Below are 14,193 nucleotides of genomic sequence, written 5' to 3'. Positions count from 1 at the left end.
ATCTTGGGCTTGCTTTGCCCAAATGTTGGATTGAGCATGCATTGACAATGAGGCTTTGGCGCCTGATTTGGAGCTGTTGAACTCATCGGTGGCCTGTCAAATACCAAACATCTCATGCTTCTTAACTTTTTGCATGCAGCTGAAGGTGATTCTGATGAGTCAGCCACGGCAAAATATAGTTCGAAAAACAATTCCTATTGTTTAAATTATAAAAATATTAATTTGTTTTTAATCAAATGGTTGAAGTTTATTTTTAAAGTAAAAAATGAATAAAATGTCTGTCACTGTCGATGCGCTCCAAAATGCCGTTGCTGTACTTGATCGCCAAGCACGGGTCAAGGCATTGAATTCCGCAGCACAAATGATGTGGGGCAGCACTGTTGCCCATGCCCAAGGCGTAACCATAGGTCATTGGTTTGAGCATGATGAGACTTTGAGCAAGTTGTTGCAACACATGGCGCACGGTAAAAATGAAGTGTGCCGTGGCGTACTTCGCTTGCTGCGTGTGCAAGATGAAATGACGGACAGTGTATTGGTGCACGTGATTGTCTCACCCGTGCATGAAAGTGCCTTTTTGGGGCAAGTTGATTCATATTGTTTGGAATGTCACCAACTTGGTGCATACGAAAATGCCAGTCAAGATGCACAATGGCGTGCACAGATGCAAAACCATCAACTCTTGATGCGTCAATTGGCTCATGAGGTTAAAAATCCATTGGGGGGCATTCGGGGGGCCGCTCAATTGCTGCAAAATGAATTGGAAGAGGTTGCGCCCGATTTGATGGAGTACACCGAGATGATGATTGCTCAAGTGGATCGTTTGAAACACATGGTCGATCAATTTCTCGTGCCATACCGTCAAGGCTTGGCACAAATGCAAGTGCTTAACATTCATGTGGTGTGTGAATCCGTGTACCGTTTGGCACAAATTGAATTTGGCACGCAACTTGAGCTGATTCGTGATTACGATGTGAGTGTGCCTGATGTGCGTGGTGTTTCGGATTATTTGCAGCAACTGTTGCTGAATTTGGTACAGAATGCAGCGCAAGCCGTTTTGCGCGGTGCACAAGGCGCGCCCAAAGTGACCATTCGTACGCGTGTGGTTCGACATTGTGTGGTGAATCAAATCATGCACCCACTGATGGTTGAGTTGTCTGTGATGGACAATGGACCTGGCGTCGCCCCTGAAATTTATGACACCTTGTTTTTACCGATGGTCAGTCAACGTGAAGGTGGAACGGGGTTGGGCTTGTCGGTGGCGATACAAATTGCCCAACAACATGGCGGTACCATTGAAGTGAACAGCCGCCCTGGTCACACTCAAATGCGGGTACTGTTGCCTTTGTCAAAGGACAATAGGAACGCCAAGGGGTAAATGACTACAGTCAATGCAGTGAATAGCAAAGTAAACCCCTGCTTTGTACTTGCTTAGGCTGGCTTGGGTTTAGAGATTTTGAGAGGGAGAACCGCATAAAATCCAATTTAAGCCCAATCAACCCGTAAATCAAAGCCTCGAATTCTTTACGAGTTTTGTTATACGGTGAATACACAAACATGATTTTTTATTTAGGAGCACGCAATGGCTTATGGACTCAACGACAAACCCACGGTCTGGGTGGTGGACGATGATAAAAGCATCCGCTGGGTGCTGGACAAAGCTTTACAAAAGTCACGTTTGCCTTATCGCATGTTTGCCGATGGACAAGAGGTGCTGGATGCCTTGGACAACTGGAATCGAACACCAGTCAAAATTCGTCAGCCTGGGGATTATCCGGCATTATTGTTGTCGGACATTCGCATGCCTGGTGTTTCGGGCATTTCATTGCTGAGGGATTTTAAACAAATTGCACCAGATGTGCCTGTGGTCATGATGACCGCGCATGCCGATTTGGATAATGCTGTCAGTACATTTCAAGAGGGTGCGGCGGAGTATATAGCCAAACCATTCGATACTGAAGAGTTGATGTCATTGCTTAAACGCTTCATGCAGCCTGCTGCGCCCAATCAAATTGACGCAGAGCGAACAGTGGATGCACCACAACAATTTGGTCTGTTTGGGCAAAGCCCAGCCATTTTGCAAGTGTTGCGCACAATAGGTCGTTTGTCTGCGACTCAGGTCAATGTCTTGCTGTCAGGTGAAACGGGCACAGGTAAAGAATTGGTGGCGCGTGCGATTCATGCCACCAGCAGTCGATCAAGCGGGCCTTTTGTGGCCATCAGTACCGCTGCTATTCCTGCGAACATGCTTGAATCCGAATTGTTCGGTCATGAAAAAGGGGCTTTCGTTGGGGCCACCCATGCCCGTTCGGGGCGTTTTGAAGAAGCCGCTGGTGGCACATTGTTTTTAGACGAGATTGGCGACATGCCATTGGACTTACAAGCCCGATTGTTGCGCGTGCTGTCTGAAAGTGTATTTTACCGTGTGGGCGGCAACGAGCTGGTGCGTGCCAATGTGCGTGTGATTGCAGCCACACATCAAGATTTGGCTTTGCGTGTCGCGCAAGGTTTGTTCCGTGCCGACTTGTACCATCGTTTGAACGTGGTTGGCATTCACTTGCCCCCATTGCGTGATCGCTCTGAGGATGTGCCTTTGTTGATGCAACATTTTTTACAATTGGCGGCCAGAGATCTGGGTTTGAATGCACCCAAAGTATTGTCCAGTGCTGCGTTGGCCGTGTGCCAAAAAGCCGCCTGGCCAGGCAATGTACGCCAATTGGACAATGTTTGCCGTTGGTTGTCTGTGATGACACCGACACAACAGGTCAACGAATCAGATCTGCCGCCTGAAGTACGTGATTTGCCTGTGATGCCTTCGAGTGAGGGGGATTTTAACCCAGTAGGCAACCCAGCTTTGTATTGGCAAGATGCATTGAGGTTGGCTGTGGCTCAGGCTTTGGCCGATCGTCAGCCCGCAGTCATGTTGAAAATGCAAGATCAGTTTGAGCAGGTGGTCATCAATGAGGCTTTGAAGTTTACACAAAACCACCGTCAAAAAGCAGCTCAATTGTTGGGCATTGGGCGAAACACCATCACTCGTAAAGTCAAAGATTGAACGGTTGTTTTGTTTTAAATGTTTTTTAATTCAGATGAAATGACTTGGGGTTTATGCATAAGCTGAAACCCTACTTGCTTTGTATTTTCTTAATCCTTAAGATCCGCTCATTTTCTCCCCATCCATGCATCATGGGTGGGTTTTTTTGTGCAGGTCTTATTGATTATCACCAACTCTTGCTATATAAATGTGTGCGATGAATGGGGGGATCATAAAATGCTGCGGTACGGTATTTTATAAAAACCTTTATAATAGATCGCCTATCCATCTCACTTTACGCAGGTCGTCTTTGTATGTCATCCTTTATGTCTTTTAAATCCCCGTTTACACGCTTGATCCTGATTTTAAGCTCTGTTGTGGCCTTTGGTGCTTTGGCGATTGACATGTATTTACCCGCATTGCCAGTGATGGCGATTGATTTAGCGGCCACTTCGGCTCAGTTACAATTGAGTTTAAGTGTGTTTTTCGCAGGTTTTTGTATTGGCATGTTGATTTATGGCCCACTGTCGGATTACTTTGGACGGCGTAAATTGCTGTTGAGTGGGATCGCCTTGTTTGCTGTGAGCAGCCTGATGTGTGCTTTTGTGAATGATGTTCAGCATTTGTTGATTCTCAGAGGTTTTCAAGCTTTGGGTTGTGGTGCTTGTGTGGTAATGGCGCGTGCGGCGACGCGGGATATTTTCCCTCCCGCTCAGTTGCCGAGCATGATGTCAAAAATGAGCTTGGTGACGATGACTGCTCCTTTATTGGCACCGTCTATTGGTGCGGTGTGTTTGATGATTGCAGGCTGGCGTTTTATCTTTGTGGTGTTGGCGGTGTTTGCCAGCGGTGCGTTTTATTTTGTGTATCGCGATGTCCCAGAAACGCATCAACCCGATAAAAGCCAAGGTTTGCATGTGTTCGGTGTGCTGCGTTCTTATTGGGCATTGCTCACTTGGGACAATGTGACACTCATGATGCTGATGGCGTGTGCGATGTCGGGCATGTTTGCTTTCATTTCAGGAGCGCCGTTTGTGTACACGCAATTGCTTGGTTTCACTGAGTTGGAGTTTGCTTTGTTGTTTGGCTCAAACATCATTGCCATGTCTCTGGTGACAACATTGAATTTAAATTTACTCAAACAGTTTTCGGCGCAAAAGCTGATGGTGTATCAGGCCAGTGTATTGGCATTCGCTGGGTTGGTTTTGGTGGTTTTGACGCCTTATGGGCGTTGGATCATTCCTTTTGTGGTGCTCTATGTTGCCCATGTTAATGCTTTGTGCGCAAACGGCATGGCCATTTTGTTGCATCGCCATGATCGCCAACAGGCGGGTTCTGTCACGGCATTAGCGGTGTCCTTGCAGTTTGCCACGGCTGCAGTTTCGACTGTTCTGGTGTCCATGTTCTCGCACCGTCCTGCCTTTGCCATGACAGGGGTGATGCTGGTGTTTGCGATGGTCGCATGTGCGTGTGCTTGGATGCAAAAAGAGCCCGCGAAGTGATGTTTTGTGTGTGCGGTTTTATTTGCGGATTTTGTCACGCACACTTAACTGCCCCATTTTTTCTGGATACAGTGCACCGATCCCCGCGTAGTCAAGCGCCAGTTGTGCCAGTTCATCTGTGATGTTGTCTTTGACATAACGGTATTCACGCACACCGACGGTTTTGGTGTTGTAGTCAATGAAAGCGATGCCGATGGGGATATTCGCTGTTTGGGCAATGTGATAATAGCCCATGTGGATGTATGGTTTGTAGCTGCGCGTGCCTTCAATCGCCATGCCCAACCAGCAATGCTTTTCTTTGAGTAGGGCATTGCTTAAGGCGGTGATGTTATTGAGGTTGCCATCACGTTTGATGCCAATACCACCCAAACGGCGCATAAACCAACCCATTGGTGGGCGAAACCATGTGTGTTTTGCCACCCAGCGGGGCTGAATATTCATTGCAAATTTCCACAATACCCCCATGAGAAAATCCCAGTTGGAGGTGTGTGGGTAAACAATATAAATGCCATGTGAGTTTGGCGGCGGCGCATAAGCGGTTGTCCATCCCATGGCTTTGAGCCATTTCTGGGCGATCCATTGCAGCATGATCTGACCTTGTGTATGAGTTTTCCCTGAGGCTTATTTTTTTAATGGTTTATGCCATTTTTGTTTTGTGGCTATTTTGCCATTCAATCAGAGCAGGTGCAATGGTTTCGCAACGTGCTTGATGGAGAATTGCTGGGATTTTTGCAGGATCGGCTTGCCATTTGGCCACCAGAGCTTGATGATCCATCTCGATCACTTTTTTGAGCAACATTTGCCATGCTTCAAACCACGGCGTTGGATGGTTTGGGAAATCGCCACCACGTCCACGTGTGTCGGCTTGAGTGCATTGCAATAATTCTAAAAAACGTTCTGGGCGACGCAAAGCATCGGTTCGCTTAAACACATCCATAACCGAACCAACGGTCAGTTCAGGCAGGTAGTAAAAAGTGGTGTGATCATAAGACAGGAGTTTTGCTAAATCGCTGCATGCGCGTGGTGCACGCAAACGTTTGGACAAATCATCTGCCAATGGCACACCGCGAGCCTCATGGCCGGTGTGGCGTGGCAAAATATTGGCGGGCGTGTTGCCCTTGCCCAAGTCATGGCACAGTGAGGCATAACGCGCTTCAAGACTCAAGTTCATTTTTGCACTCAAATCCAACACCATCATGACATGTACGCCTGTATCAACCTCTGGGTGATAATCAGCACGCTGTGGCACACCAAATAAGGCGTCGACTTCGGGAAGCCATTGCTTGAGTAAGCCACATTCACGCAGCACTTCAATCATGCGCGATGGTGTGTTTTCCATCAGGCCACGGGCAATTTCCTGCCAAATCCGTTCAGGTACGAGTGCCGCCGTTTCACCGTCCGCCATCATTTGCTTCATTAAATCCATGGTTTCAGGTGCAACTGTAAAGTCCGACCAGCGTGCGGCGAAACGTGCCACGCGCAGGATGCGCACGGGGTCTTCAGAGAACGCTGGGGACACATGGCGCAGTACTTTCGCTTGTACATCAGCCCAACCGCCATAAGGGTCAACCAGCGGTCCCAGTTGATCATCATCCAGTACTTCTCGCGCCATGGCATTGATGGTTAAATCGCGTCGTGCCAAATCGTCTTCCAAGGTCACATCGGGCGCGTAATGCACCGAAAATCCTGTGTAGCCTTGACCGATTTTACGTTCAGTCCGTGCAAGTGCATATTCAGCATGGGTTTTGGGGTGCAGAAAAACAGGGAAATCTTTGCCCACGGGTGAGTAGCCCATTGCAAGCATGGTTTCAGGTGTGCTGCCGACGACAACGAAGTCAATGTCATTGGATGGATGGCCGAGCAACGCATCTCGGACTGCGCCGCCGACTTGGTAGGTTGTTGAAGGCATTGATGGTCTATGGGGTTTATTATTTAGGGACTTTAAAATGAATTGATGTCATGTTGGAAATCTGTACGTCAATCTATGGCATTAAAGTTGGGTGTTAATAGATATTATTAATAAGGGGGAGTAAAAAAATCTTTTTTTATTAAAATTTACCACTGCGAATTTTGATGAACCACCAGCGAAGGCCAACAAAAAGAAAGCGCCAATCCTTAAAGAATTCAGGTTTTTTACCTTCAAAAGCGTGACCTATAAATTGTAATAACCAGCCCAATATGAACATGGTGAAGCCTGTTGAGCGCAAAGAAGGTAAAAACATGGACAGCACAAGTACAATAATAGATGAAGCGACGAGGGGAATGCCAAACAAGTGAGTGAGGCGGTTGATCCGATTGGTGTGGCTTTCCGAATATAAAGAAATCCATTCAGACCAAGGTTTGCCAAAAAACATGATAAACGCCTCCTTAAAGGTTGATTTTGTTGGTATTTCAAACACAATTGAAACACTTGTGAATAACAACACCATCGTCACCGTACAAGATGTTTAGGGATACACCGTCCCCATCAATTCTTTCAATGATGGTGCGCGTCCGTCAATCATCAGCTGATAGTACACCGTATTGGCCAATACATTTTTGACATAGCTTCGGGTTTCTGAAAATGGAATGGTTTCAGCAAACACCGCGCCATCAACACTGCCTGTTAAAGTCCGGCGCCATTGTGCTGGGCGGCCTGGGCCGGCATTGTAACCTGCTGAGGCTAAGGGCAAAGAGCCGCCAAATTGGTCACGAATTTGACCGAGGTAAGCGGTACCCAACTGAATGTTGGTGTCTGTGTTATAGAGTTGATCCAAGGTGAATCCGCTTAAGCCAATGCGACGGGCGACGTTGCGTGCTGTTTCTGGAATGATTTGCATCAAACCATTGGCATTGGCGCCTGAGCGTGCGGAGACAACAAAGCGCGACTCTTGGCGGGTGATGCCATACGCCCATGCGGGGGTGATGCCTGCTTCAGCGGCTCGGTTTTGCATGATGCTCAAGTATGGTGTTGGGTAGCGCTGTTTGAAATTAAATTCGGTTTTCGTGCGCTCGGATGTGTTGATCATGCGGTCGAGCATGCCGAGTTTATGGGCATGTTCTGAGACGGCGAGCAGTTGGCGGTCATTCATGCCGCGCAAAGGAAAATTCCATTCACGGTTGTATTCGAGCATCATGTTCATGGCTTGAAACTTACGTGCGCGTTCAAAACCTTTGATGCCAGCCACTTCGCGGAGTTCTGTTGGGGTTGGGGCTGCTGCGGTGGGAGGCAGTGTGACTGGTTGTCCCAATTCCTCATCGGCCAAAATACCATAGAAATCAAATGATTTAGCAGCATTGGCGTAGGCTGCTTTTGCTTGAGGGGCATTGCCGCTGGCGGCATAGGCGCGACCGCGCCAGTATTGCCAGATCGATGTGCTGCGTTCTGTATCGCTCATTTTGTCAATGGCACTGGCAACCAAATTCCAATCGTTGACGCGCATGCCCGCGCGTGCTTGCCAACCGAGGACATCATCGGGCAATTTTAAGCCGCTGTATTGCTGATAAGCATTGTTGTAAAAACTGGATGCGCTGGAGTCTGCACGGCGCGCTGCACTGTAACCATAGTAAGCATTGGCGAGTGCGCCCTGCTGTGGTTTGAGGTTACTGGCGGCAGCTGAGATGCTGCCCGCCAAGCCGCCTGTGGTGTCGTTGTTGGCTTGTGAAATAAAGCTCGCCATGCGGGCTGCACCGCTGGCATCACGGCTGTTGGAGGCGAGGGCTTGGCCTTGCGTACTGCTACCATAGGCGGATAAGGCGGCGAAATAGTTAATGTCTTCTTCGGACATTTTGCCACTGTTGGCAAGATTGCTCAGCAGTTGTTGGCAGGCTTTGGTATTGGCATGTTTGCTTTCAGTGAGCAAAGCGCGTGCGGCTGGCAGCACATTTTGACCATCGGCCGCGTTCGCCATCAACTCATAACATTTGAGCTGCATGTCATCTTTGACAATAAATTGCGCATATTGCGTGCGAAAATTGCGCCAGTCTTGACGTGCGCCCAGCACCAACGCATAATCGTTACGCATGCGATCAGCGATGGCATCACCTGCATAGGTGCTTAAAAACTGTTGAATCTCGGTGTCTGGTGCATTGGTATTGGGTGTGCCATCGCTGTTGTACAGCATGGGTTTGATGCGATAGTATTCAACATAACTGGCCAACGGATAACCTGACAATTGGCTGGCCAAATCAGCAGCTTTGCTGGCATTGTTGGCGCGCGCTGCTTCTCGCAGCTGTGTGAATGTGGCGTCCATTGCGTTTTCGCCGATGCTGCCTGCACTCAAAACGGGAGCCCCTGTGTAAGTGTTTTGTGCAAAGACGGTGGTGCTGGTCAACACGCTGGATACGGCCACCGCAATGCTTGCAGCACGAATGGCGGGGAGTTTTTGAGCAAATGAGGGCATGTGTTTCCTACAAATAAAATTTAGGGAAAATTGAAGTGACTTCGTTTTCCGGATTAAAGTGGGTCGGTGAAGCGGTCATGTAAAAATACCGTTCTGCCTAATCTTTTGATGTTTACATCACATTGTGCCAAGCTTGCATTGGTCAATGTCTAATTTCAATGCGGAAAATAGACTTTTCTTTTCCGTTGTTTTGAGGTCTAAACTGAGGTCTAAAGTAATGACAACACATAATGCCGATATTGTAACGGTAAACGAAGTGCGACGGGCATTGCGTGCACAATTATTAAACGAGCGACAACAGATTTTGGCTGACGATAAAGCGATGTTGGATGCCGTTTTGTGTGAGTCTTTAATGGGTCATTTGCATACCTTGTCGCCCAAACCACAATGCATTGCCCTGTATTGGCCCATACGTGGAGAGCCTGACTTGATGCCTTTTGCCCATGCGTGGTTGGCAGCTGGAGGGGGTGTTGTGTTGCCAATGGTGGTGGAAAAGCATGCACCACTGAAGTTTGGTGTGTACACGCAGGGCACTGAGTTAAAAACAGGGGCTTATGGCATACCCGAGCCTGATTTACTCAAACTGAGCACACAAGCACCTGATGTGGTGGTCATTCCATGTGTGGGTTTCAATGATGCCAACTATCGACTGGGTTATGGTGGGGGTTATTATGACCGTACATTGGCGGGTTGGCGCGATGAAGGGGCAAGTGTGCACAGCGTGGGAGTGGCTTATGGCGCGGCTCAGGTGAGTTTTGAACCAGGTGGGTTTGATTTGCCATTGGATGTAATTTTAAGTGCATGAAGTGAATAAAAAACGTATAAAAAACGTATAAAAAACGAATGTTTATGCTGTCATAAGATTAAATGGCAATGTGTAAATACTGTAAAATATTGATCATTCAAAACATATGCTAGGGTTTTCATGAAACAGGTGTCTTTTATTCGTGCAGCGGTCGTTCCAACGATTGTGTTGACGATGATTGTGGGTTTACTGACCTTGTTTTTACCCATTTGGGTCGGTTTGGGTGTGGTGATTGTGTTTTTGGTGTGGCAATTGTCCAATCATTATCGGGAATTACGGCATTTTGCATTGTGGTTGTCTTACCCGATCAGCACCAATGTCCCATCGGGCCATGGCGTCTGGACCGATATTTTTGCAAAATTGTACGCCTTGCGTCGCACCGATGAAAAGCATGAAGCGGAGTTGGCGGAGTGGTTGGAGCGTTTTCAAAACACCATGCGACATTTACCCGATGGGGTGGTGTTGATGGACAAGTCGTCGCATTTGGAGTGGTGTAATCCTGTCGCAGAGCAGCATTTTGAATTCAGTTTGGCACGCGACATCGGTAATCGCATGGTGAATCTGGCGCGTGAACCCAAACTCATCGAATACATTCGTGCGGCAAAATATGATGAGCCGATGAAAGTGGTTTATCTGAGCCGTCATTTGGAAGTGACCTTGATTGACTTTGAGGAAAATCGCGTGATTTTGGCGAGCCGTGATATCACAGAAACCGAACGTGTGGATGCCATGCGGCGTGATTTTATCGCCAATGCGTCGCATGAATTGCGCACACCGTTGACGGTGATTTCTGGTTTTTTGGAGTATGCCCAAGACCCAGAAACCATGAGCAGCATTTCACCTGAAGAACAGCAACGTCAGCTGAAACTCATGCACCGTCAAGCAGAACACATGACCGTGTTGGTCAGTGACATGTTGATGTTGTCACGCTTAGAAAGCGATGTGGTGGTGGACGATGTCAGCATTGACATGCCGCGCCTGCTTGAACAGCAGTTGATTGAAGCGGAGGCATTGTCAAATGGACGGCATGAGTTTCAAGCGGACATGACTCAAGTCAAATTACGCGGAAGCCATCAAGAAATAGCCAGTGTTGTCAGCAACTTACTTTCCAATGCCGTGCGTTATACGCCTGAAGGCGGCACCATTACCCTCAACTGGTTGGTGCAAGATGGTCGTCCCTCGTTGTCTGTGAAAGACACTGGCGCAGGGATTGCACCTGAGCATTTGCCACGTTTGACTGAGCGTTTTTATCGGGTCAATAAAGACCAATCACGTGCGACCAAAGGTACAGGGCTGGGACTGGCGATCGTGAAACATGTGCTGATTCGCCATCAAGCTGAGTTAAAAATCACTTCAAAAGTGGGTGAAGGCACATCGTTTATGGTTCTGTTTCCTAAAGAGCGTTTGTTGTAAAAAATAGGGCGTATAAAACACACAATAAAATATCTGCCTCGAGCCTACACTTCTTTGAAATCAGGTTTTTTTAAAGAGGAGGCTCGCATGCCACCTAACCCACCTCCAAGTCAACCCCTCTAATCAAAGCATGGATGCTTGGGGGATTCACTAAAGCCCCCTAGTATTTCAATGTGTTTTGATCCATGTTGGAATTATTTGTCTGGTGATTTGTTTTGAAAGTGTTGTTTTTAATAAAATAAAATATCAATAATTGAATTAATAGTGGTTTTTTTAACTGCATATTTTTAATGCACTGCAATCTCATGATGCACCGAATTTCACTGATTCGGTGCATTTTTTTGTTTTTAATCTTATTTGCAATATTTTGGAATGGATGCTCACTATTTTAGTGCATTTTTTTTGTTTTTCGGCTTTTTTCAAAATGCTACAGTGCAGCATAGTTGTTTGATGTGGAAAACAAGAGCAGTGCATCAGATAAATTCAGACATGAAATACAGGTGAGACAAGTGAAAAAAGCGAAAAAAGTGATTGTGGTGGGTAATGGCATGGTCGGCTATAAGTTTTGTGAAAAAATGGTCGATAAAGGTGGATTGGACAGCATTCAGTTGACAGTGTTTGGTGCAGAGCCACGTCCAGCTTATGATCGAGTGCATTTATCCGCCTATTTTACAGGACAGGATGCGCAGGCTTTGGAAATGTGTGCACCGAATTGGTACAGCGACAACGGCATTGAGCTGATTGTGGGTGATGCGGTGGTCGACATCAATACCATAGACAAAACAGTGCGCAGTCACAGCGGTCGGATCGAGTCTTATGACAGCTTGGTGCTGGCGACTGGTTCATCGTGTTTCATGCCACCGATTGCGGGTTCTGAGAAAAAAGGGGTGTTTCTGTATCGCACCATCGAAGATTTGGATGACATCATTGAGTATGCCAAAGGCTGCACAACGGCCGCTGTGTTGGGTGGTGGTTTGCTGGGTTTGGAGGCGGCGAAAGCCATGTTGGATCTGAACCTTGAAGCACATGTGGTCGAATTTGCTCCACGTTTGATGGCTCGCCAGTTGGATGAAGCTGGTGCCGCATTGCTAAAACGAAAAATTGAAGCGGTTGGGGTGGGTGTGCATTTGTCGAAAAGCACACAAGAGATTCAAGGTGATGACCGTGTAACGGGCTTGCGCTTTGCGGATGACAGTGTGTTGCCTGTGGACATGCTGGTGGTGTCGGCTGGGATTTTACCAAACGATCATTTGGCGCGTCTGATGGGGATTGAAGTGGGTCATCGCGGTGGCATTGTGGTGAATGAACGCATGGGCACGTCACACAATGACATTTACGCCATTGGTGAGTGTGCTTTATACAACGGCATGATTTATGGTTTGGTTGCACCAGGTTACGACATGGCAGAGGTGGTGGCGCATAATTTGCTCAACCCTGAAATGATTTCACCCAAAGTGTTTAAAGGTGCAGACATGTCAACCAAGTTGAAGCTCATTGGTGTCGAGGTGGGTAGTTTTGGTGATCCATTTGTGGTTGAAGATGCATTGGCGATTGTTTATGAAGATGAACTCAAAGGCTATTACAAACGCATCAATATTTCTAAAGATAAAAAGAAACTGCTTGGTGGTGTGCTGGTCGGTGACACGTCGGAATACGGCATTTTGCAACAAATGACCGTGAATACAATGAAACTGCCTGAGCATCCTGAGTCGCTCATCATCAAATTGCCAGGCGGCGAATCGGGTGGCATCAGCGTGGCGGATTTACCCGATGAGGCTTTGATTTGCTCGTGTGAAAGTGTCTCTAAAGGTGCCATTTGTGCTGCGGTGCAGGGTGGTTGTGAAGACATTGGTAGCTTAAAAACATGCACCAAGGCGGGCACAAATTGTGGCGGTTGCTTGCCTTTGGTGAAAGATTTGATGGAAGTGACCTTCAAATCAATGGGCAAAGAAGTCAAAAAGATTGTGTGTGAGCATTTTCCGCTCACGCGTCAAGAGCTGTTTCATGTTGTTAAGGTCAAAGGCCATCGCAAATACAGCGAAGTCTTGGACGCCGAAGGTCATGGCGATGGTTGTGAAATTTGCAAACCATTGGTCGCATCGGTGCTTGCCAGCGTGTGGAACGATCCAATTTTAAACAATAAAAATGAGGTGGTGCAGGACACCAACGATCGTTTCTTGGCAAACATCCAAAAAGGTGGCACCTATTCTGTCGTGCCGCGCATTCCTGGTGGCGAAATCACACCAGACAAACTCATTGTCATCGGTCGAGTCGCTGAAAAATACAAACTCTACACCAAAATCACAGGCGGCCAACGGATTGACTTATTCGGTGCGCAATTGAACGATTTGCCCGCCATTTGGGAGGAGTTGATTGCCGCAGGGATGGAGTCAGGTCACGCGTATGGCAAGTCATTGCGCACGGTGAAGAGCTGCGTGGGTTCGACATGGTGTCGTTATGGCGTACAAGATTCGGTTGGTTTCGCCATTGATGTGGAGAACCGTTATAAAGGCTTGCGTTCACCGCACAAACTCAAATCAGCCGTGTCGGGCTGCACCCGCGAATGCGCTGAAGCGCAAAGTAAAGACTTTGGCATCATCGCCACAGACAAAGGTTGGAATTTGTATGTGGGCGGCAATGGCGGGACGAAGCCACAGCATGCCGCTTTGTTTGCGACAGACATCGATTCAGCCACGTGCCTGAAATACATCGATCGTTTCTTGATGTTTTACATCCAAACCGCAGAGCCGTTGCAACGCACGGCACCGTGGTTAAACAAACTTGAAGGTGGTATTGATTACCTGAAAGATGTGGTCATCCATGACACATTGGGCATTTGCGCCGACCTTGATGCGCTCATGCAACACCATGTGGACAGTTACATTTGCGAATGGAAGGATGCGGTTGAAGACGAAAACAAACGCAAACGCTTCACGCATTTTGTCAATTCCGATGCACGCGATGAAACGATTCAATTCATTGAGGTCCGTGGGCAGCGCGTGCCTGCTCCTTGGCATTGAATTAAAACGGGATAACGAAATCAATATTTTGCTGGTCAGC

At 47.6% G+C, this 14,193-nt stretch carries 10 protein-coding genes; 6 read left to right on the top strand and 4 right to left on the bottom strand.

Features of this window, described 5'->3' with window-relative positions:
- Positions 1 to 265: 265 nt before the first annotated feature.
- The 3 genes from glnL to DTO96_RS08490 all read left to right on the top strand — a co-directional run bounded on the left by glnL (position 266) and on the right by DTO96_RS08490 (position 4,533).
- Entirely contained in the window at positions 266 to 1,375 is a 1,110-nt protein-coding gene (glnL, locus tag DTO96_RS08500) for a nitrogen regulation protein NR(II) (RefSeq protein ID WP_114563100.1), read from the top strand.
- A 204-nt stretch (positions 1,376 to 1,579) separates the two neighbouring features.
- Positions 1,580 to 3,052: a nitrogen regulation protein NR(I) gene (gene ntrC / locus DTO96_RS08495; protein ID WP_114563099.1), complete on the top strand. Its 1,473-nt coding sequence runs from the start codon at positions 1,580 to 1,582 to the stop codon at positions 3,050 to 3,052.
- Between the two features lie 305 nt (positions 3,053 to 3,357).
- Positions 3,358 to 4,533: a multidrug effflux MFS transporter gene (locus tag DTO96_RS08490; protein ID WP_157964385.1), complete on the top strand. Its 1,176-nt coding sequence runs from the start codon at positions 3,358 to 3,360 to the stop codon at positions 4,531 to 4,533.
- A gap of 18 nt (positions 4,534 to 4,551) precedes the next feature.
- Here DTO96_RS08490 and DTO96_RS08485 read toward each other — a convergent pair whose 3' ends face one another.
- The 4 genes from DTO96_RS08485 to DTO96_RS08470 all read right to left on the bottom strand — a co-directional run bounded on the left by DTO96_RS08485 (position 4,552) and on the right by DTO96_RS08470 (position 8,915).
- Positions 4,552 to 5,121 (bottom strand): 1-acyl-sn-glycerol-3-phosphate acyltransferase, encoded by a 570-nt coding sequence (locus DTO96_RS08485; protein ID WP_114563097.1) that lies wholly within the window; start codon positions 5,119 to 5,121, stop codon positions 4,552 to 4,554.
- A gap of 49 nt (positions 5,122 to 5,170) precedes the next feature.
- Positions 5,171 to 6,442: a multifunctional CCA addition/repair protein gene (locus DTO96_RS08480; RefSeq protein WP_114563096.1), complete on the bottom strand. Its 1,272-nt coding sequence runs from the start codon at positions 6,440 to 6,442 to the stop codon at positions 5,171 to 5,173.
- Between the two features lie 139 nt (positions 6,443 to 6,581).
- Positions 6,582 to 6,887 carry an Mpo1-like protein gene (locus DTO96_RS08475; protein WP_114563095.1) on the bottom strand — a complete coding sequence of 102 codons (306 nt, stop codon included), beginning with the start codon at positions 6,885 to 6,887 and terminating at the stop codon, positions 6,582 to 6,584.
- Between the two features lie 93 nt (positions 6,888 to 6,980).
- Positions 6,981 to 8,915 (bottom strand): lytic transglycosylase domain-containing protein, encoded by a 1,935-nt coding sequence (locus tag DTO96_RS08470; RefSeq protein ID WP_114563094.1) that lies wholly within the window; start codon positions 8,913 to 8,915, stop codon positions 6,981 to 6,983.
- Between the two features lie 217 nt (positions 8,916 to 9,132).
- Here DTO96_RS08470 and DTO96_RS08465 point away from each other — a divergent pair, with 217 nt between their 5' ends.
- The 3 genes from DTO96_RS08465 to nirB all read left to right on the top strand — a co-directional run bounded on the left by DTO96_RS08465 (position 9,133) and on the right by nirB (position 14,153).
- Entirely contained in the window at positions 9,133 to 9,720 is a 588-nt protein-coding gene (locus DTO96_RS08465) for a 5-formyltetrahydrofolate cyclo-ligase (RefSeq protein WP_157964384.1), read from the top strand.
- A 120-nt stretch (positions 9,721 to 9,840) separates the two neighbouring features.
- Positions 9,841 to 11,133 (top strand): phosphate regulon sensor histidine kinase PhoR, encoded by a 1,293-nt coding sequence (gene phoR, locus DTO96_RS08460; RefSeq protein WP_114563092.1) that lies wholly within the window; start codon positions 9,841 to 9,843, stop codon positions 11,131 to 11,133.
- Between the two features lie 509 nt (positions 11,134 to 11,642).
- Positions 11,643 to 14,153: a nitrite reductase large subunit NirB gene (gene nirB / locus DTO96_RS08455; protein WP_114563991.1), complete on the top strand. Its 2,511-nt coding sequence runs from the start codon at positions 11,643 to 11,645 to the stop codon at positions 14,151 to 14,153.
- The last annotated feature ends 40 nt before the right edge of the window (positions 14,154 to 14,193 follow it).

This window comes from Ephemeroptericola cinctiostellae (assembly GCF_003339525.1).
GTDB lineage: Bacteria > Pseudomonadota > Gammaproteobacteria > Burkholderiales > Burkholderiaceae > Hydromonas > Hydromonas cinctiostellae.
This window is presented reverse-complemented; position numbering and strand designations above follow the sequence as displayed.